Consider the following 20,074-nt stretch of genomic DNA (forward strand, 5'->3'; position numbering starts at 1 on the left):
ATGACAGAAGAACAATTTGCCCAATTTGGGCTGACCTTTGGCGTGGGCGGCTTCATGCTGTACATGCTGTTCATTATTTTTCAGCTGGCCCGTGAATCCAAAGCTGGCAAGTTCGGCACCTTCGTGTTGTTCTTGGTGCTGGCCTTTGGCATGCTCGGCTTTGTGGCCAAGCAAGTGCTGATCTGGATGATGGAGGGCTAAACCCTCCTCTGCCACGCTTATTCGCCTAGATAAGCCTCGCGCACTTTCGGGTCGTGCAGCATTTCATGTGCATCACCACTCAAAGTAATCAGACCCGACTCCATCACATAACCACGGTCTGCAATTTGCAAGGCGCGGCTGGCGTTTTGTTCGACCAACAAAATCGTCACGCCTTGGGCTGACACTTCTTGAATCACTTCAAAGATTTTGTCCACCATGATGGGTGACAAGCCCATCGACGGCTCGTCGAGCAACAGCACTTTGGGGCGGCTCATCAACGCACGGCCCATCGCCAACATTTGCTGCTCACCGCCGGACATGGTGCCTGCCAATTGGTCGCGGCGTTCTTTGAGACGCGGGAAGGTGGTGAAGACGCGCTCGATGTCGTCCGCAATGGCTGCGTTGTCGTCGCGGATGTAGGCACCCATTTGCAGGTTCTCAACGATGGTCATGCGTGTGAACACACCACGCCCTTCGGGGACCATGGCCAAGCCTTGTTGCACCAAATCCCAAGGACCTTGTCCGTCAATGGTTTTGCCTGCCAGCTGAATATGGCCACCACCCAAGGGCAATAACCCCGTGATGGCTTTCATGGTGGTAGTTTTGCCTGCGCCGTTGGAGCCGATGAGCGAAACCAATTCGCCCTCGCGCACCTCCAGGCTCACGCCTTTGACGGCTTGAATGCCGCCATACGCCACCTTCACATCGTGGACGCTCAACAGCACCGCTGCGTTGTCGTGTGTCATCTCAATGCCCTCCCGTGCCGAGATAGGCTTCAATCACTTGCGGGTTGCGCTGCACCTCAGCCGGTGTGCCTTGGGCAATCACTTTGCCGTAGTCAAGCACGGTCACGCGGTCACACAAGCCCATGACCAACTTCACATCGTGCTCGATCAACAGCACGGTGCGGTGGTCGCGGCGAATTTTGTCAATCAACTCGCGCAGCTGTATTTTTTCAGTGGCGTTCATGCCAGCGGCAGGTTCGTCCAGTGCAATGAGCTGCGGGTCGGTGGCCAAAGCACGCGCAATTTCTAAGCGACGCTGATCGCCATAACTCAGCGTGCGCGCCTTGTAGTCGGCCAAGTTGGCAATGCCCACGTAGTCCAGCAGTTCACGCGCGCGGTGCTCAATCGCCAATTCTTCGGCTTTGAATTTGCTCGTTCTGAAAATCGCACCGAGCAAGCCAGAGCCCGTGCGCACATGTCGGCCCACCATCACGTTTTCCAACGCGGTCATTTCGGCAAACAAACGGATGTTTTGAAATGTGCGTGCAATGCCGGCCTGCGCCACCAAGTGCACCTCGGTGGGTTCATACGGTTTGCCCGCCAACTCAAAGCTGCCGCTGTCAGGCGTGTACAAGCCTGTGATGACGTTGAAAAAGGTGGTTTTGCCAGCGCCGTTGGGGCCAATCAGGCCATAGACCTGACCGCGTTCAATTTGCATGCGCACATCGGTCAGGGCCTGCAAACCGCCGAAGCGTTTGGAAATGCCCGAGACATTCAACACGAGGTCGCTCATTGCGCACCTCCCTGTGGGTTGAGGTTTTTGCCATGTTCAGGCGTGGGCCACAAACCGCGTGGCTTCCACAACATGATGGTGACCATGGCCAAGGCTATCAGCAGTTGACGCAAGATGGCGGCATCCAATCGGCCATCGGTCATGGCTTGCAAGGGGCTGGCCACATAGCGCAACACCTCAGGCAAAGCAGCCAACAACACCGCACCCAAGATGACGCCGGGCAAATGGCCCAAGCCGCCCAGCACCACCATCGCCACAATCATCACCGACTCCATGAGGCTGAAGGACTCGGGCGACACAAAACCTTGGAAGGCCGCAAACATCGCGCCTGAAATACCGCCAAACGTGGCGCCCATGCCAAAGGCCATGAGCTTCAAGTTGCGCGTGTTCAAGCCCATGGCTTTCGCCGCAATTTCGTCTTCACGAATCGCCATCCAAGCGCGGCCAATGCGCGAGTACTCAAGGCGATGGCAAATCACCACACTCACGACCACGAGCGTGAGAAACAGGTAGTAATACAAGGTGACCGAAGACAACTCGATGAAGCCCAAATCCAAACGCTTGGACAGCGGGTAGCCAAAGACACTCACCGCATCAATCTGCCCCAAGCCCTTGGGGCCGTTGGTGATGTTGACGGGGTGGTCGAGGTTGTTCAAAAACACGCGGATGATTTCGCCAAAGCCCAAGGTGACGATGGCCAAGTAGTCACCGCGCAGCTTCAAGGTGGGCGCGCCCAACAGCACACCAAACAAACCTGCCAAGCCTGCGGCCAGTGGCAACACCAGCCATAAGCTGAGATGCAAACCATCGGGAAACATCACCGCAATCCATGGAAACACTTCGGTCAAATGCGGTGATGCCAAAAGCCCAAACAAATACGCGCCAACGGCAAAGAAGGCCACATAGCCCAAATCGAGCAAACCTGCGTAACCCACCACGATGTTCAAGCCCAGCGCCAGCAACACGTACAGCAGTGACATGTCGGCAATACGCACCCACGCATTGCCAAAGCTTTGCAGCACCAGTGGCAACACCAGCAGCACAGCGGCCATGAGCCAACGGTTCGAGAAAATTTTGTGTTGCATCTGTCTCAAGCCCTGTCTGCCACGCGCTCACCCAACAAGCCTGAAGGACGCAACGTGAGCGTGATGATCAACACAACGAACGCCAAGATGTCGGTGTAGTGGCTGCCCAGCACACCGCCGGTCAGCTCGCCCAAGTAACCAGAGCCAATCGACTCAATCAAGCCCAGCAGCAAGCCGCCCACCACCGCGCCGCCCAAATTGCCAATACCGCCAAACACCGCAGCGGTGAAGGCTTTGAGGCCAGGTAAGAAACCCATGGCATGGTGCGCGGTGCCGTAGTTCATGGCCCACATCACACCGGCAATGGTGGCCAACACCGCGCCGATGATGAAGGTGGCAGAAATCACCACATCGGGCTTGACGCCCATGAGGCTGGCCACGCGAGGGTTCTCAGCTGTGGCGCGCATGGCGCGGCCTAACTTGGTGCGATTCACCAACCAAGACAACACGGCTAAGGCCACAGCCGTGAGGCCCAAGATCATCAACTGCGTGGGCGTGATGACCGCCTCGCCAATTTCAAACGGCGTGGTCGGCAAGAGCGTGGGGAAGGGTTTGTAGTTGGGTTTCCACACAATCATGGCCAGCGTCTGCAACAAGATCGACATGCCAATCGCGGTGATGAGCGGGGCCAGCTTGGGCGCATTGCGCAGAGGGCGATACGCAATTTTTTCAATCGCGTAGTTCAATGCGGCGGCAGCGATAGACGCCAACACCATCGAGATGAGCAACAACACCCAACCCGGCGTGTCGGGCATGAGCGGCTGCAAAAGACCGATGACCGACCAGCTGCACAAGGCCCCAATCATCAACACCTCGCCATGCGCAAAGTTGATCAGGTTGATGATGCCGTAGACCATGGTGTAGCCCAAAGCCACCAGCGCGTACATGCTGCCCAGCACCAAGCCATTGATGACTTGTTGTAGCAAGACGTCCATTTGTTATTTACCTGCTTGTTTGTTTTTGTCGCGCAAGTGGCGCAACTTGTCGGCGATTTTGATCTCTAAACCACGCTCGACAGGGCGGTAGAAGCCCGTAGTTTCTAAGCCTTCAGGCATGTAGTTTTCGCCCGCGGCAAAGCCGTCCTCTTCGTCGTGCGCGTAACGGTAACCCTTGCCCCAGTCCATGTCTTTCATCATCTTGGTCGGCGCATTGCGCAGGTGCATGGGCACGGGGCGCGTGCCGTCTTTTTTGATGAGGGCTTTGGCTTCGTTGTAGGCCTTGTACACAGCATTCGACTTGGGTGCGACGGCCAAATACACCACGCACTCGGCCAAGGCCAACTCGCCCTCGGGCGAGCCCAGGCGCTCGTACACCTCGGCTGCATCCAGCGCCAAACGCAAAGCGCGTGGATCGGCCAAACCAATGTCTTCGGCGGCCATGCGAATCAAACGGCGCGCCATGTATTTGGGCTCAGCCCCGCCATCGAGCATGCGCACCAGCCAATACAAAGCGGCATCCGGATCAGAGCCGCGCACCGATTTGTGCAAGGCGCTGATGGTGTCGTAAAACTGTTCGCCACCTTTGTCGTAGCGGCGCATGCGCTCGCCCAACACGCGCATCAGCCATGCGTCGTTGATTTCTTCGAGCTTCTCGCGGTTGGCCGCGACCGATAAGGTCTCAAGCGTGTTGAGCAATCGACGCGCATCGCCATCGGCATAGGCAATCAGTCGCTCTAGGGCTGCGTCTTCCAACGCAGGCACCGCGCCAATGGCTTGTGCTTTGGCAATGATTTGCGTGAGGTCGTCCACGCTGAGCGACTGCAGCACGTACACCGCAGCGCGCGAGAGCAAGGCCGAGTTCACCTCGAACGACGGGTTCTCAGTGGTCGCACCAATGAAGGTGAACAAGCCCGATTCGACATGCGGCAAAAACGCGTCTTGCTGACTTTTGTTGAAGCGGTGCACCTCGTCCACAAACATGATGGTACGTTTGGGGTCGAGTGAGTCACGGGCCGCGATGGCCAACTCCACCGATTCGCGAATTTCTTTCACGCCGCCCAACACGGCGCTGATGGACAGAAACTGCGCATCAAACGCATCGGCCATCAAACGGGCGATGGTGGTTTTGCCCACACCGGGCGGGCCCCACAAAATGCAGCTGTGCGGTTGACCTGACTCAAACGCCACCCGCAAGGCCATGCCTTCGCCCAGCAAATGCTGCTGACCAATGACGTCGCCCAGCGTGCGTGGGCGCAGGCGTTCGGCGAGGGGAATGTGGGTGGAGGACACGCTTAAAAAGGCTTTGATTTGTACAAGCTGTGAGTGTAGCGAAGGGCCAGCAACGCTGGACTTCAAGCGGCCATTCAGCGCAGCAAGCCCGCCGCGTCAAACACCTCACGCCAAGCCTCTAACTTGCGTGCCAACGTCCAGCTCGCATTCGCGGGGCTGGTGGACGGCAAACGATGCACGGGCAAGCCCAAAGCGCGGGTGAGCTTGGCGTGTTTGAAGCTCTCACCGCCGTTGTGCGCAATCGCCACCAACGCGGGACAACGTATGCGCAGGCTTTGCAAGTCATTGGGCTGTGCGTTTTGGATGTTGGCGTCTAGGCTGCCCTCGCGCTCGCAGGCGGCGTACACATCCCACAAGCCCACGCCTTGGCTGAGCAACCACTGCGCACGTTCGGCATAGGGCGTGGCCAGCACGTCTGCGGCATGGGGCGACAACAGCGTGCCCATGATTTTCCAAAACTGGTTTTGTGGGTGGCCGTAATACTGCTGCGCACGCAGCGAGGCCACGCCCGGAAAACTACCCAACACCACCAAGCGTGTGTTGGCGTCCAGCAAAGGCGGCAAGCCTTGCAACACGGGCGTGGCCTGTGTCATATGGACGCTTAAGGACGAATGACGCTCACGCCTTTAGGCGTCACAAAGTTGAACTGCGCTGCGCCGAGGTTGGCAGGGTTCACTTCAAAACGCTCAAAGCTGAGCACCGAACGCTGCCCCATGGCATCAAAAATTTCGAGTTTACCGAGACTCACTTGCACACCATCGACACGCAAACCCATGCGCACCGATTGGATGGTGCTCTCGCGGTTTTTGGGCGTGGCCTGCACCCACTGCAAACCATCAGCGTCTGGCTGGGCGTCTAGCGTGAACTCTTTTTGCAAGGCGCTCAAATCCGCCGCCGTGGCCACCAAAGCGGCAGGTGTGCTGCCTAAGGCTTGCGTTTGTTTGCGCGCCGTCACTTGCTCTAGGTCGGCGTCGTACAACCACAGAGTTTGACCATCGGCCACGATGACTTGCGGAAACGGTTTGACGTAATCAAAACGAAAACGTGTGGGACGCACAAATGAAAACTGGCCCGTCGATGTTTTGCTGCGCACCGTGGTCTGACCTGCTTTGGCCGGCGAAGTAACGACTTGTGTGAAATCGGCACGGCCACTTTTGGTGGATTTCAAAAACGATTCCAGCGTGTCCAAGCTGCTGGCAGACGCAACACCTGCGCTCAGCGCTGCGATGGCCAAGCCAGCGCCAGCTCCACGCATGGCGCGATTCACAAAAGCTGAAACCTTGCTCAAACTTTGCTCAGCATTTTTATTCATCACGCTTGGGCACCAAAATTTCACGCTGGCCATTGCTGCTCATGGCGCTGACCATGCCGGCCTTTTCCATGTCTTCCACCAAGCGTGCGGCGCGGTTGTAACCAATCTTCAAGTGGCGTTGCACCAGTGAGATGCTGGCCTTGCGGTTTTTCAGCACCACTTCAACAGCTTGGTCATACATCGGGTCTTTTTCGGCCGCGACATCACCAAACAAATCGGGGCCTGAGGCATTGCCGTCGCCATCGACCGTGCCGCCTTCCAGCACGCCGTCGATGTAGTCGGGCTCGCCTTGGCTCTTCAAGTAGTTCACCACGCGGTGCACTTCTTCGTCGCTCACAAACGCACCGTGCACACGCACGGGAAAACCTGTACCACTGGCCATGTACAACATATCGCCCATGCCCAACAGTGCTTCAGCACCCATTTGGTCAAGGATGGTGCGGCTGTCAATTTTGGAACCCACCGAGAACGCGATACGCGTGGGAATGTTGGCTTTGATCAGACCGGTAATCACGTCCACGCTAGGACGCTGTGTGGCCAAAATCAAGTGGATACCGGCAGCACGCGCCTTTTGAGCGAGACGTGCAATCAACTCTTCAATCTTCTTGCCCACCACCATCATCAAATCGGCCAACTCATCAATCACCACCACGATGTGCGGCAAGCGTTGCAAGGGCTCGGGCTGATCGGGCGTCAAGCTGAAGGGGTTGTAGATGAACTCTTCGCGCGACGCGGCTTCGTCAATCTTGGCGTTGTATCCGGCGAGGTTACGCACACCCAACTTACTCATGAGCTTGTAGCGTTTTTCCATTTCGCCCACGCACCAGTTCAGGCCATGTGCGGCTTGGCGCATGTCGGTCACCACAGGGGCCAGCAAGTGCGGAATGCCTTCGTAAACCGACATCTCCAACATCTTGGGGTCGATCATCAGCAAGCGCACATCGCGGGCTTCGGCCTTGTAGAGCAAGGACAAAATCATGGCGTTGATACCCACCGATTTACCCGAGCCCGTGGTACCCGCCACCAGCACGTGAGGCATCTTGGCCAAGTCGGCCACGATGGGGTTGCCCACAATGTCTTTGCCCAAGCCCATGGTGAGCATGGACTTGGATTCGTTGTACACGTCCGAGCCCAAAATTTCGCTCAAGCGGATGGACTGACGCTTGGCGTTGGGCAACTCCAGCGCCATGTAATTTTTGCCGGGGATAGTTTCGACCACGCGGATCGACACCAGCGAGAGCGAACGCGCCAAGTCTTTGGCGAGGTTCAACACTTGCGAACCCTTCACGCCTGTGGCGGGTTCAATCTCGTAACGGGTGATCACAGGGCCGGGCGACGCTGCCACCACACGCACTTCGACGCCGAAGTCTTTGAGTTTTTTCTCAATCATGCGGCTGGTCATTTCCAGCGTTTCGGGGGCGACGGTGTCTTGGCGAATCAGCGGGTCGTCCAGCAAGTCAACTTGCGGCAAGCGTGAGTCGGTGGCCGCGTCGGTGAACAAGGTCTTTTGGCGCTCTTTGGCCACACGTGCGCTCTTGGGCACTTCAATCACTTCGGGCTCGATGTGCACGGTGATGGGCGGATGCTCTTTGATTTCCACACGCTCTTCAAACACCACTTCTTCGCGCTCGCGGGCGGCCACCAAGCCGTAGGCCACGTCTTCTTCGCGCTCGCGGCGCTCGCGCCATTTCTCGTACATGCCGTCTAGCAAAGCACCCATGTTTTCAGCGGTTTGTCCCCATGAAAAGCGGAACACCCACGAGGCACCGACCACACCAAACACAATGAAAATCAAACCGGAGCCATTGAAACCCAACCAGTTCAAGCTGGATGGGCCCACCAAGTAACCCAACACACCGCCGCTGCTGTGGCCGGGCAAACGGTCTTCAAAGCGGTACATGCGCGTCCACTCCAAACCCGTGCTGGAAATCAACAGCAAAGCCAAACCTGCCCAAAACGCAAAGCGCGTGTAGCGCCAGCCGGTATGTTCAGGCTGTGGCTCGTCTTCGTCGCGCAAGCGATTGGCCAATGCAGCCAACCAAGCCGCCAGGGCGGCGACATAGCACCACCACACCGAATAGCCCAGCAAGAAAAAGCTCAAGTCGCCGAACAACGCGCCCAAGCGACCACCAAAGTTGCGCACGGTGGTGCCCGAACCCGACGTGGTCCACGCAGGGTCAAGCGGCGAATGGGTCAGCAGCGCCAGCAGCCAAAAAGTCATGAACACAAAGCCAGCCGTCAGCGCAATTTCTTGCGCGAAGCGGCGAAAACCTGTGGGCTTGTGGTCCGCGTCGGCAGCAGAGGCGCGCGGGTCATTCTTTAATGTATTGAGCGAGTAAGTCATGTCTAGAGGGAGAGCTTACCCGAGCGGCAACCACACGCCGTCAGGGGTAAAGGGAGAGGTTCTTACAATCTTGTCTTTATTGTCTCTTTGATTGCGTTGCTCAGATGTCTACCACCCAACACGCCCAAGTTTTGATTCTCGGCTCCGGCCCTGCTGGCTACACCGCCGCTGTTTATGCAGCCCGCGCGAACCTCAAGCCCCTGTTGATCACCGGCATGGCCCAAGGCGGCCAACTGATGACCACCACCGAAGTCGACAACTGGCCTGCCGACGTGAATGGCGTGCAAGGCCCAGAGCTAATGCAACGCTTCCAGCAACACGCTGAGCGCTTCAACACCCAAATCGTGTTTGACCACATCAATAAGGTCGATTTTTCCAAACGCCCTTTCACTTTGACGGGCGACAGCGGCACTTACACCTGCGACACGCTCATCATCTGCACGGGCGCATCGGCCAAGTACTTGGGCCTGCCTTCTGAAGAAACCTTCATGGGCCGCGGCGTGTCGGGCTGTGCCACGTGCGACGGTTTCTTCTACCGCGACCAAGTGGTCAGCGTGGTTGGCGGCGGCAACACTGCGGTGGAAGAAGCCCTGTACCTCTCCAATATTGCTTCTAAAGTTCACTTGGTGCACCGCCGCGAGACCTTCAAGGCCGAGGCCATCATGATCGACAAGCTCATGGAGAAGGTCGCCGCAGGCAAGATCGTGCTCGAAACCAACAGCACTTTGGACGAAGTGTTGGGCGACGCCTCTGGCGTGACAGGCATCCGCTTGAAAAGCACCGCCGACGGCAGCACACGTGACATTGCCACACAAGGCTGCTTCATCGCCATCGGCCACTCTCCCAACACCGGTATTTTTGAAGGTCAACTGGCCATGAAAAACGGCTATTTGCTGACCAAGAGCGGCTCAGAGGGCTTTGCCACCATGACCAGCGTGCCCGGCGTCTTTGCGGCAGGCGATGTGCAAGACAACATCTACCGCCAAGCCATCACCAGCGCTGGCACGGGCTGCATGGCAGCTTTGGACGCCCAGCGCTTCTTGGAGCAAGGCGCCCATTAAAAGACGCTACAATCTCAGGCTTTGCTGAATTCAGCGAAGAAGATGGGTTACCGCCACCCTTTTTGGCGAGGTGAGGCGCTCGTGGGAACGACCGCCGTTGATATGGAGTGTCCACATGGCACGCGTATGTGAAGTAACGGGCAAAGGCCCAATGTCTGGGAACAATGTTTCCCACGCGAACAACAAAACAAAACGCCGTTTTTTGCCTAACCTGCAATACCGCCGTTTCTGGGTAGAGACTGAAAACCGTTGGGTTCGCTTGCGCGTCTCTAGCGCAGCTCTGCGTTTGATCGACAAAAACGGCATCGACGCCGTGTTGGCTGACTTGCGTTCGCGCGGTCAAGCTTAATTCCAGTTACTGAAAGGACACGATCATGGCATCCAAAGGCGGACGCGAAAAAATCAAGCTGGAATCGACAGCCGGCACAGGTCACTTCTACACGACCAGCAAAAACAAGAAAACAATGCCCGAGAAAATGTTGATCATGAAATTTGATCCCAAAGCTCGCAAGCACGTTGAATACAAGGAAACCAAACTGAAGTAATTCAGGCTGGACCTTATCAAGAACCCGCTCTCGCAAGATGGCGGGTTTTTTGTTGCCTGTACAAAGTTACCCAAAAGAAAAGGCACCCGAAGGTGCCTTTGTCTTATTTGCAGAAGCGTTTATACGCGTGCAGCACGCAAGTGCATCGAGAACTCTTGCAAAGCAGCAATACCGCTGGTCTCAGCGCGTTTGCACCAAGCTTGCAGGTCTAGCGCCAGTTGCGCACGGTTGTGGTTGGTGTTGAGCCACAACTGACGTAACTCTTCACGCATCTTCACCATGGTGTCCACGTCAGGCAAGACAGCACGGGCTTGGGCCAGTTCACCCACCACGGCAGCTGGCACTTTCTCAGCATCACGGTGCATCCAACGTTTGGCCGCCGCCAACACAGAGTCGGCAGGCAAAGTGGACATGCTGGACAACTCTTGGTTCATGGCCAAACGCAGTTGACGGGCGTAATTGGCCATCACTTCGTAACGGTTGGCAATGACAGCTTCCAAAGTCTTTTCATCCGCCACAGGCTTGATGTCGCCAAAGGCCAACTTAGGCACTGTTTTCTTCACAGTGGCCAAACCGCAAGTTTCCAAAATACGGATGTAGAGCCAGCCCAAGTCGAACTCGTAGGGCTTGACCGACAACTTGGCCGATGTGGGGTAGGTGTGGTGGTTGTTGTGCAACTCTTCGCCACCAATGATGATGCCCCATGGCGAAATATTGGTGCTGGCGTCTGGCGCCTCAAAGTTGCGATAACCCCAGTAATGGGCTGCACCGTTGATGATGCCAGCGGCAGTGACGGGAATCCACATCATCTGCACGGCCCAAACGGTCAAACCCAAAGCGCCGAACAAAGCCAAATCGATGACCAACATCAACGACACACCCAGCACAGAGTGTGGGGTGTAGACGTTGCGCTCGATCCAATCATTGGGTGTGCCATGGCCAAAGCGCTCGAGGGTTTCGAGGTTTTCAGCTTCTTTGCGGTACAGCTCCGCGCCCGTGAACAACACGGTTTTGATGCCGTGAATGTGTGGGCTGTGTGGGTCTTCCGCTTGCTCGCACTTGGCGTGGTGCTTGCGGTGAATCGATGTCCACTCTTTGGTCACTTGGGCGGTGGTGAGCCACAGCCAGAAGCGGAAGAAGTGGGCCGCAATCGGATGCAAGTCCAACGCGCGGTGCGCCGAGTGGCGGTGCAAATAAATGGTCACGCTGGCGATGGTGATGTGTGTGAGCACCATCGTGACGATGAAGACTTGCCAGCCAGAAAAGTGCAGCAAGCCATAGCTCAGCCAGTTCAACGTGGCATCAAGCCAAGCCCAATTGGGTAACAACATGTCTATCTTTCAGTTTTATGAAAATAACCTTCAATTTTAGGGTTTAGGTGCTTATTTGGCTACCCAAACCGCGGCGAAGAAGCCGTCCGTGGCATGTAGATGGGGCCAAAGGCGCAAATACAAGCCGTCGGTTGTACAAAGCGAAGCGGCATTGGCTACTTTCAACTCAGTCAAGGTGTCGGCTGCTGACAACGGCACAAAGTTGGGATGGGCTGCGCTGAAGGCTTGGGCAATCGCCTCGTTTTCTTCGGGCAACACGCTGCACGTGGCATAAACCAAACGGCCACCCGACTTCACCAAGCGCGCGGCGCTGGCCAAGATGGAGGTTTGCTTGTTCGTCAGCTCTTGCACGGCCTTGGGCGACTGACGCCACTTCAGATCAGGGTTGCGGCGCAAGGTGCCTAAGCCCGAACAAGGCGCATCCACCAACACGCGGTCGATCTTGCCGCTCAGGCGCTTCACGCGCTCGTCACGCTCGTGCGCAATGGCGGATGGATGAACGTTCGACAACTTGCTACGCGCCAAGCGTGGCTTGAGTGATTCCAAGCGATGACCCGAGGTATCAAACGCATACAAGCGGCCAGTGCTGCGCATGGACGCGCCAATGGCCAGCGTTTTGCCGCCCGCGCCTGCGCAAAAGTCCACCACCATCTCGCCGCGCTTGGCGTCGAGCAACAAGGCCAACAACTGCGAGCCTTCGTCTTGCACTTCAATCGCGCCACGCGAAAACGCGTCAAGGCCCGACAAGGCCGGCTTGCCTTCAATGCGCAAGCCCCAAGGCGAAAACGGTGTGTCCACGGCCTTGATGCCGGCGAGCTTCAACTCGTGTTGCACATCGGCGCGTTTGTCGGTGAAGGTGTTCACGCGCAAGTCCAGCGGCGCACCGCCGTTGAGGCGTTCGACCAAAGGCCAGAAGCCCTCGCCCACTTGGGCCTTGAGCGGCTCCACCAGCCACTCGGGCATGTTGTGGCGATGGCGTTCCATCAGGTCGGCAGGGCTCACGGCTTCGCAGGCTTCGAGCCAGGCGGCTTCTTGTTTGTTGAGCGCGCTCATCAAAAAGTCGAGCGGGCTGTTGTTGGCGTGCTTGGCGCTTTTGGGGGCGTTGTTGGCAGGCGCTTGGTCTTTCAGATGCTGGGCAAAGCCGAGGATGGCCAAGCGGCGCTCTTTGGGGCCGGAGCCCGAAGGCGCAAAGTGGTCGAAGCGCAGTTTGTTGCGCAACACGTTGTAGGTGGTTTCGGCCAAGGCCGCACGCTCGCGCGGGCCGAAGGCATAGGTTTTACGGTAGTCACGGAAAAACTTAGACACCACTGCGTCGGCAGGATGGTCAAACTTCAAAGTGAGGCGAACAAGCTCAGTACAAGCTTCAAGAAGGGCTTTTGGATGCATAGGGTGTATTGTCCCATCCTATGAACGACCAAGACCTCCCCCCATTGCAAGAAACCCCCATCGGCCTCTACCGCCACTACAAAGGTGGCCAATACGAGGTGATTGGCACAGCCCGCCACAGCGAAACGCTAGAAGCCATGACCGTCTACCGCGCCCTCTACGGCGCGCACGGTCTGTGGGTGCGCCCTGCGGCAATGTTTAGCGAACAGGTGCTGATTGACGGCGTGATGCAAGCGCGTTTCGTGAAAACAAACTAAACCTTGTATGCAGCGGTGTTTGCAGCCCCGCGATAATTCGCGGCAATGAAAAACATCGTCATCTTGATCTCTGGCGGCGGCTCCAACATGGCCGCCATCGTGCGCACTGCGCAAGCTCAAAACTGGGCCAAGCAATTCAACGCGCAGGTGAGCGCCGTCATCAGCAACAAAGCCGACGCCAAAGGCTTGGTGTTTGCCAAAGAACACAGCATCGCCACGGCGGTCATTGACCACAAAGCCTTCGCCGACCAGCCCCAACCCCGCGAAGCCTTTGATGCTGCCTTGATGGCGGAAATCGACAAACACCAACCTCACCTCGTTGTGTTGGCAGGCTTCATGCGCATCCTCACCCCAGGCTTTGTGGCGAACTACGAAGGCCGACTGCTCAACATCCACCCCTCGCTGCTGCCCGCCTTCCCCGGCCTGCACACGCATGAGCGCGCCATCGAAGCCGGCTGCAAATTTGCAGGAGCCACCGTACACCGCGTCACCGCCGAACTAGACCACGGCCCCATCCTCGCGCAGGCGATAGTGCCCGTGCTGCCCGACGACACCGCAGACACCTTGGCTGCGCGGGTGTTGACGCAGGAGCATTTGATTTATCCGAAGGCGGTGGCGGAGTTACTGGCGAAGTAAACAGACGGAGTGAAGAACCTCGTAGCTGAGAAGGGAATGGCCAGCTGACGATTTCTGGTACTCCAGCATGAGGAAGATGGCCATTTCCTTCTCAGCGAAGCGCCAGAGCCCATCCCGAAAGAAGCAGACTCAAGCCAAGAGCCGAGAACTCTTAGGCACATGCGCCATCAAAAACTCCATCTGATCCGCCAAGATGCGGCGATTACGCAAGATGAAGTCCTCCCACAACGAAGGCTCATAAGGCGCATACAACAGCGGCATACGCGCCTGCTCGGGCGTGCGGTTGCCCTTGCGGTGGTTGCACGATTTACACGCCGTCACCACATTCATCCAAGTGTTCGGGCCACGTTGGCCAATCGGGCGAATGTGCTCACGGGTGAGTTCTGATTCGTGGAAGTGGTCGCCGCAGTAAGCGCAAACGTTGCGGTCGCGGCTGAAAAGCTTGTCGTTGGTCAGGCCCGATTTCAAATCAAACGGGTTGATGTTGGGCACGCCCTTGGTGCCGATGATGCTGTTGACCGTGATGATGGACTGCTGTCCTGTGATGGCATTGGTGCCGCCATGAAACACCGCCACTTCGCCGCCAGATTCCCAGCGTACTTCGTCGGCCGCGTAGTGAATGACCGCTTGTTCCAGCGATATCCACGACTGCGGTAGCCCTTGGGCAGACAGTTTCAAGACCTTCACACCTGACCTCCATTCGCTTTAAAAACGACCGTTGGGGAATGCACATCTATCGCTGACAATATACCTTTATTGAGTGACGGTTTTATAGCTGTCGCATTTCACCTAAGTTATGCAAATTTTCAGAGGCTTTCATCACCCGAAATTGGCCAAGGCCTGCGCTTTGACCATTGGCAACTTTGACGGCGTGCACCGTGGCCACCAAGCCATGCTGGCCCTGTTGAAGAACGAGGCGCGCCATCGCGGCGTGCCCAGTTGCGTGATGACGTTTGAACCGCACCCGCGCGACTTCTTCGCCGAACAGCACCAACAGCCCGACCTGGCCCCTGCCCGCATCGCCACCTTGCGCGACAAGCTCAACGAGCTGGCCGCTTGCGGTGTGGACCAATGCGTGGTGCTGCCGTTTGACCAAGCCTTTGCCTCGCAACAGCCGCAGGCCTTCATCGAAGAGGTGCTGGTCAAAGGCCTGGGCGTGAAATACGTGCTGGTGGGTGACGACTTCCGCTTTGGGGCCAAACGTGCGGGCGACTACGCCATGCTCGACGCCGCAGGCACAGCCCACGGTTTTGACGTGGCCCGCATGAACAGCTACGAAGTATCGAGCCCCCACACTCGGCACCTTGTGTCCTCGTTGCCCCCCGAGGGGGCTGGCCCTGCCTTGGGGCGGCCAGGCGGTAGGTCCAACCTACGCGTCTCCAGCTCTGCCGTGCGCGAGGCCATGGGCCGTGGCGCGATGCAAGAGGTGGCGCAGTTGCTGGGCCGCCCTTATGCCATTTCGGGCCATGTGGTGCACGGCCGCAAGCTGGGCCGCGAGCTGAACTGCCGCACGCTTAATTTGCGCTTCAGCCACTGGAAGCCCGCCGCCAGCGGCATCTTCGTGGTGCAGGTGCACGGCTTGGCCGAGCAGCCCTTGGCGGGTGTGGCCAATTTGGGCATTCGCCCCTCGCTTGACCCGTCGGATGTGAACGGTGGCCGCGTGCTGCTAGAAACCCATTGCCTCGACTGGCCCGCCAGCCTAGGCGCTGAGGGGGGCTACGGTAAAATCATCCGCGTGGAACTGCTGCACAAATTACACGACGAGCTGAAGTACGACGGTCTGGACGCCTTGATGCAAGGCATACACAAAGACTGCGACGATGCACGCGCCTGGCTCGCAGCACGAATTTGACGGGGCGTGCAGCCCCTTCTGCTGCACACGGCCCCGCACTTCTTTCTTCTCGTCTGCCTTGAAGCCCGCCCTTTAAACGCGGCTTTCGCAGCCACCGCCCTGATATTTAAGCCTCCGACCTGAGATTGCCATGACCGACAAAGCCACCCCAACGTCCACGGACTACCGTGCCACCCTCAACATGATGGACACCCCGTTCCCCATGCGTGGTGACTTGCCCAAACGCGAACCCGCTTGGGCCAAGCAATGGAATGAGCAAGGCTTGTACAAAAAACTGCGCGTGGCTCGCCAAGGCGCACCGCTGTTTGTGTTGCACGACGGCCCGCCCTACGCCAACGGCAAGCTGCACATCGGCCACGCGCTGAACAAAGTGTTGAAAGACATGATCGTCAAGTCCAAGCAATTGGGCGGCTTTGACGCGCAATACATCCCCGGCTGGGACTGCCACGGTTTGCCCATCGAGAACGCCATCGAGAAACTGCATGGCCGCAAACTCAGCCGCGACGACATGCAGGCCAAAAGCCGTGCATTCGCCACCGAGCAAATCGAGCAACAACGCGAAGACTTCAAACGCTTGGGTGTGTTGGGCGACTGGGAGCGCCCCTACCGCACCATGGACCCCGCCAACGAAGCCGGCCAACTGCGCGCCTTCAAACGCGTGATGGAACGTGGCTTTGTGTACCGTGGCTTGAAGCCCGTGTACTGGTGCTTTGACTGCGGCTCATCTTTGGCTGAGTTTGAAATTGAATACGCCGACAAAAAGAGCGACACGCTCGATGTGGCCTTCTTGTGCGCCCAGCCCGAGAAGTTGGCTGCTGCATTTGGTTTGCCCAAGCTCGACAAAGAAGCATTCGCCGTCATCTGGACCACCACCGCGTGGACCATCCCTGCCAACCAAGCGCTCAACATGCACCCCGACATCAACTACGCCTTGGTGGACACCGAGCGTGGTTTGTTCTTGTGCGCAGCTTCCTTGGTCGAGAAATGTTTGGAGCGTTGGAAGCTCGAAGGCAAAGTGGTGGCAACAGCTACCGGCGACAAGCTGGGCTTGATTGAATTCAACCATCCACTGTCACATGTGGACGCTGGCTACCAACGCACAGCCCCCGTGTTCTTGGCCGACTACGTGGGCGAGAGCGATGGCACAGGCATCGTGCACAGCGCCCCCGCCTACGGCGTGGATGACTTCAACTCTTGCATGGCCAACGGCATGAAGTACACCGACATCTTGAACCCCGTGCAAGGCAACGGCGCGTATGCCGCTGACTTCCCGTTGTTCGGTGGCCAGCACATCTGGAAAGCAGTGCCCGTCATTCTGGAAGCGTTGCAAAATGCAGGCCGCTTGATGGCCACACAAACCATCACGCACAGCTACCCCCATTGCTGGCGTCACAAAACGCCCGTCATCTACCGCGCGGCAGCGCAGTGGTTCATCCGCATGGATGCGTTTGACAGCACCACCGAAAAAACCACGGGCAAGTTCATCACCGACAAATCGAGCAAGTCACTGCGTGAACTCGCGTTGCACGCGATTGACCAAACCCACTTCTATCCAGAAAACGGCCGCGCACGTTTGCGCGACATGATTGCCAACCGCCCCGACTGGTGCATCTCGCGCCAACGCAGCTGGGGGGTGCCCGTGCCGTTCTTCTTGCACAAAGACAGCGGCGAGTTGCACCCACGCACCATGGCCATCATGGATCAAGCGGCAGACATCGTCGAAAAAGGCGGCATCGAAGCATGGAGCCGTGTGACGGTGGAGGACATCCTCAACCAGCCCGGCGACGATGCAGCCAGCTACACCAAGAGCACCGACATCTTGGAAGTGTGGTTTGACTCTGGCTCCACCTTCCAACACGTGCTGCGCGGCAGCCACAAAGATGCCTACAACTTTGGCGTGAATCACCGCGCACCTTTCCACGCATCGCCTGACAACTCCACCCCCGAGGCTGACCTGTACCTCGAAGGCCACGACCAACACCGTGGCTGGTTCCACAGCTCGTTGTTGCTCGGCTGCGCCTTGTACGACCGCGCGCCTTACAAAGGCCTGCTGACCCACGGCTTTGCCACCGACGGCCAAGGCCGCAAGATGAGCAAGAGCTTGGGCAACACCGTGGCGCCGCAAGAGGTGAGCGACAAGATGGGCGCCGAAATCGTGCGCTTATGGGTAGCATCCACCGACTACTCGGGTGACCTCAACATCGACGACAAAATCTTGGCCCGCGTGGTCGACGCGTACCGCCGCATCCGCAACACGCTGCGCTTCTTGCTCGCCAACGTGAGTGACTTTGACCCAGCCAAAGACGCGGTGGCCTTTGAAGACTTGTTGGAAATCGACAAATACGCGCTATCTCGCGCAGCGCAAGTGCAAGCCGACATTCGCGCGCACTTCGACGCGTATGAGTTCCACCCCGTGGTGTCGAAGTTGCAGCTGTACTGCTCGGAAGATTTGGGTGCGTTCTATTTGGACGTGCTCAAAGACCGCCTGTACACCACAGCGCCTAAGTCACTCGCACGTCGCAGCGCGCAAACTGCGTTGCACCAAATCACCCACGCCATGCTGCGTTGGATGGCTCCGTTCCTCAGCTTCACCGCTGAAGAAGCGTGGACCACGTTTGGCAAATCTGAGTCGATCTTCTTGGAAACTTTCACCAACCTAGTCGCCAGCAATCAGGCACTGATGAACAAGTGGCATGCCGTGCAGCAAGTGCGCGAAATCGCCAACAAAGAAATCGAGAACAAACGCACCGAAGGTTTGGTGGGCGCATCGCTGCAAGCCGAGTTGGTCATCCACTGCGATGGCGTTGCGTATGACGCGCTGGCCTCGTTGGGCGACGACTTGAAATTTGTGTTCATCACCTCCAAGGTCACTTTGGCAAAAGGCGAAGGCTTGACAGTCGACGTCAAAGCCAGCGCAGCCACCAAGTGCGAACGCTGCTGGCACTACAGCGACGACGTGGGCCACAACCCCGCTCACCCCACCCTGTGCGGCCGTTGCGACAGCAACTTGCACGGCGACGGTGAAGTGCGTCACTTCGCTTAAAACCTTCACGAAAGCAACCCATGGCACGCCACACCTTCATCCGCAACACCACCTCATATTGGGTGTGGTTAGGGCTCGCTTTGGTGGTGCTGTTGGCCGACCAGTTCACCAAGGTGTTGATGGTCAGCGCGTATCAGTTGGGCGAAGGTTTTCCCGTCACCAGCTTTTTCAACATCGTGCGCGTGCACAACGAAGGCGCTGCGTTTTCGTTCCTCGCCACGGCGGGTGGCTGGCAACGTTGGTTCTTCACGGGCCTCGGTGTGGTGGCCACCATCGCCATGGTGTGGATGCTCAAAAAACACCCTGGTCAAAAACTGTTTGGCTTTGCCATTGCCTGCATCTTGGGCGGCGCAGTGGGCAATGTGATTGACCGCGTCTTATACGGCTACGTGGTGGACTTCTTGGATTTTTATTACGCTGGCATTCACTTTCCTGCGTTCAACATTGCCGACAGCGGGATCACGGTCGGCGCTGTCTGCTTGATCTTGGATGAAGTGCTGCGCGTGCGTCGCGGGAACTAAGCATGCAAATACTGCCCCCAAAAACTGTTGCGGTCACCGAACTAAACACCACGGTTCAACACAAAGGCTACGGCATGCTCAACGCCACCAGCGTGGCCGAGTGGGCTGGTTGTCAGTTGAACGAACTGCAAGCACTGTCCCCCGATTGGGACAACATGCCAGCCGACAACTACCTGAAAGACGGTGGCCGCTACCGCCGCCGCCGTCACAGCAGCTTTGTGTTTGAGAACGGCACACTCCGCCAGGTGCCACACCGCGCCCATTGGCAGTCACTCGACTACAACGCGCTGCACGGCGGTATGGAGCGTTGGTTCGAACCCATGCACGAGGCCACGGTGGCCACACCTGCGTGGACGAAGTTGCTCACTGCATTAGCTCAAACCGCTACCCAAGTACGCGGCACACCCCAAACCAAGTGGTGCATCGAAGCACATCAGTTCCGCATTGACACCACCGACGGCATTGGCCGCCCCACGCCTGAAGGCGCACATCGCGATGGCGTAGATTTTGTGGCGGTGTTCATGGTCAACCGCACCCACATCAAAGGCGGTGAAACCCGCGTGTTTGAAGCCAACGGCCCACAAGGCGAACGCTTTACGCTGAGCGAGCCTTGGTCGTTGATGTTGTTAGACGACACCCGCATGATTCACGAAAGCACGCCCATTCAGCCATTGGCTGAGGGCGGTCATCGCGACACGCTGGTGCTCACCTGCCGCGCAGACAAGTTTCAGGATGCCGAACCCAGCGCCTGAAA

General features: G+C 57.7%; 21 protein-coding genes. 10 read left to right on the top strand and 11 right to left on the bottom strand.

Going from position 1 to position 20,074, the window contains the following annotated elements:
* Positions 1 to 201 (top strand): DUF2788 domain-containing protein, encoded by a 201-nt coding sequence (locus B9Z44_RS04205; protein WP_104801216.1) that lies wholly within the window; start codon positions 1 to 3, stop codon positions 199 to 201.
* Between the two features lie 17 nt (positions 202 to 218).
* Here the strand turns inward: B9Z44_RS04205 and B9Z44_RS04210 are convergent, their stop codons facing one another.
* From B9Z44_RS04210 to B9Z44_RS04245, 8 genes are all read right to left on the bottom strand, one after another.
* Positions 219 to 947, bottom strand: coding sequence for an ABC transporter ATP-binding protein (locus B9Z44_RS04210; protein WP_108401788.1), 729 nt, complete (start codon positions 945 to 947; stop codon positions 219 to 221).
* 1 nt (position 948) lies between these two features.
* A complete protein-coding gene (locus B9Z44_RS04215) occupies positions 949 to 1,719 on the bottom strand; it encodes an ABC transporter ATP-binding protein (protein ID WP_108401789.1) in 771 nt (256 codons plus the stop codon).
* On the bottom strand, positions 1,716 to 2,804 hold the full coding sequence (locus B9Z44_RS04220) for an ABC transporter permease subunit (RefSeq protein ID WP_108358124.1): 1,089 nt from the start codon (positions 2,802 to 2,804) through the stop codon (positions 1,716 to 1,718). Before B9Z44_RS04220 ends, B9Z44_RS04215 begins: the two co-directional genes overlap by 4 nt.
* Before the next feature lie 5 nt (positions 2,805 to 2,809).
* A complete protein-coding gene (locus B9Z44_RS04225) occupies positions 2,810 to 3,739 on the bottom strand; it encodes a branched-chain amino acid ABC transporter permease (RefSeq protein WP_108401790.1) in 930 nt (309 codons plus the stop codon).
* Positions 3,740 to 3,742: 3 nt separating this feature from the next.
* Entirely contained in the window at positions 3,743 to 5,032 is a 1,290-nt protein-coding gene (locus tag B9Z44_RS04230) for a replication-associated recombination protein A (RefSeq protein WP_108402799.1), read from the bottom strand.
* A gap of 74 nt (positions 5,033 to 5,106) precedes the next feature.
* Positions 5,107 to 5,625, bottom strand: coding sequence for a DNA-deoxyinosine glycosylase (locus B9Z44_RS04235; protein ID WP_108358126.1), 519 nt, complete (start codon positions 5,623 to 5,625; stop codon positions 5,107 to 5,109).
* Positions 5,626 to 5,633: 8 nt separating this feature from the next.
* Positions 5,634 to 6,287, bottom strand: coding sequence for an outer membrane lipoprotein periplasmic chaperone LolA (gene lolA, locus B9Z44_RS04240; protein WP_108402800.1), 654 nt, complete (start codon positions 6,285 to 6,287; stop codon positions 5,634 to 5,636).
* 49 nt (positions 6,288 to 6,336) lie between these two features.
* Positions 6,337 to 8,688, bottom strand: a complete 2,352-nt coding sequence (locus B9Z44_RS04245) for a DNA translocase FtsK (protein ID WP_108401791.1) — start codon at positions 8,686 to 8,688, stop codon at positions 6,337 to 6,339.
* Between the two features lie 104 nt (positions 8,689 to 8,792).
* Between B9Z44_RS04245 and trxB the strand changes: the two genes are divergently transcribed.
* From trxB to rpmG, 3 genes are all read left to right on the top strand, one after another.
* The gene (gene trxB / locus B9Z44_RS04250; RefSeq protein WP_108358128.1) at positions 8,793 to 9,749 is read left to right on the top strand and encodes a thioredoxin-disulfide reductase; all 957 of its coding nucleotides are present in this window, start codon (positions 8,793 to 8,795) and stop codon (positions 9,747 to 9,749) included.
* A 115-nt stretch (positions 9,750 to 9,864) separates the two neighbouring features.
* Positions 9,865 to 10,098 carry a 50S ribosomal protein L28 gene (gene rpmB / locus B9Z44_RS04255; protein ID WP_100131507.1) on the top strand — a complete coding sequence of 78 codons (234 nt, stop codon included), beginning with the start codon at positions 9,865 to 9,867 and terminating at the stop codon, positions 10,096 to 10,098.
* Positions 10,099 to 10,123: 25 nt separating this feature from the next.
* Positions 10,124 to 10,294, top strand: a complete 171-nt coding sequence (gene rpmG / locus B9Z44_RS04260) for a 50S ribosomal protein L33 (protein WP_100131508.1) — start codon at positions 10,124 to 10,126, stop codon at positions 10,292 to 10,294.
* Positions 10,295 to 10,413: 119 nt separating this feature from the next.
* Here the strand turns inward: rpmG and B9Z44_RS04265 are convergent, their stop codons facing one another.
* A complete protein-coding gene (locus tag B9Z44_RS04265) occupies positions 10,414 to 11,625 on the bottom strand; it encodes a DesA family fatty acid desaturase (protein ID WP_108358129.1) in 1,212 nt (403 codons plus the stop codon).
* 51 nt (positions 11,626 to 11,676) lie between these two features.
* The gene (locus tag B9Z44_RS04270) at positions 11,677 to 13,011 is read right to left on the bottom strand and encodes an RsmB/NOP family class I SAM-dependent RNA methyltransferase (protein ID WP_108401792.1); all 1,335 of its coding nucleotides are present in this window, start codon (positions 13,009 to 13,011) and stop codon (positions 11,677 to 11,679) included.
* Between the two features lie 20 nt (positions 13,012 to 13,031).
* Here B9Z44_RS04270 and B9Z44_RS04275 point away from each other — a divergent pair, with 20 nt between their 5' ends.
* Both B9Z44_RS04275 and purN read left to right on the top strand, forming a co-directional pair.
* Positions 13,032 to 13,268, top strand: a complete 237-nt coding sequence (locus tag B9Z44_RS04275) for a DUF1653 domain-containing protein (RefSeq protein ID WP_108358131.1) — start codon at positions 13,032 to 13,034, stop codon at positions 13,266 to 13,268.
* A gap of 45 nt (positions 13,269 to 13,313) precedes the next feature.
* Positions 13,314 to 13,904 (top strand): phosphoribosylglycinamide formyltransferase, encoded by a 591-nt coding sequence (gene purN / locus B9Z44_RS04280; protein ID WP_108401793.1) that lies wholly within the window; start codon positions 13,314 to 13,316, stop codon positions 13,902 to 13,904.
* Between the two features lie 129 nt (positions 13,905 to 14,033).
* On the opposite strand, the gene B9Z44_RS04285 is transcribed toward purN, so the two are convergent.
* The gene (locus B9Z44_RS04285) at positions 14,034 to 14,591 is read right to left on the bottom strand and encodes an HNH endonuclease (RefSeq protein ID WP_108401794.1); all 558 of its coding nucleotides are present in this window, start codon (positions 14,589 to 14,591) and stop codon (positions 14,034 to 14,036) included.
* Positions 14,592 to 14,700: 109 nt separating this feature from the next.
* Here B9Z44_RS04285 and B9Z44_RS04290 point away from each other — a divergent pair, with 109 nt between their 5' ends.
* From B9Z44_RS04290 to B9Z44_RS04305, 4 genes are all read left to right on the top strand, one after another.
* The gene (locus B9Z44_RS04290; RefSeq protein ID WP_108401795.1) at positions 14,701 to 15,756 is read left to right on the top strand and encodes a bifunctional riboflavin kinase/FMN adenylyltransferase; all 1,056 of its coding nucleotides are present in this window, start codon (positions 14,701 to 14,703) and stop codon (positions 15,754 to 15,756) included.
* 130 nt (positions 15,757 to 15,886) lie between these two features.
* Entirely contained in the window at positions 15,887 to 18,799 is a 2,913-nt protein-coding gene (gene ileS / locus B9Z44_RS04295; protein ID WP_108401796.1) for an isoleucine--tRNA ligase, read from the top strand.
* 20 nt (positions 18,800 to 18,819) lie between these two features.
* Positions 18,820 to 19,320, top strand: coding sequence for a signal peptidase II (lspA, locus tag B9Z44_RS04300; RefSeq protein WP_108358136.1), 501 nt, complete (start codon positions 18,820 to 18,822; stop codon positions 19,318 to 19,320).
* Between the two features lie 2 nt (positions 19,321 to 19,322).
* Positions 19,323 to 20,072 (top strand): 2OG-Fe dioxygenase family protein, encoded by a 750-nt coding sequence (locus B9Z44_RS04305; RefSeq protein ID WP_108358137.1) that lies wholly within the window; start codon positions 19,323 to 19,325, stop codon positions 20,070 to 20,072.
* The last annotated feature ends 2 nt before the right edge of the window (positions 20,073 to 20,074 follow it).

Source organism: Limnohabitans curvus, from assembly GCF_003063475.1.
GTDB classification, from domain to species: Bacteria; Pseudomonadota; Gammaproteobacteria; order Burkholderiales; family Burkholderiaceae_C; genus Limnohabitans; species Limnohabitans curvus.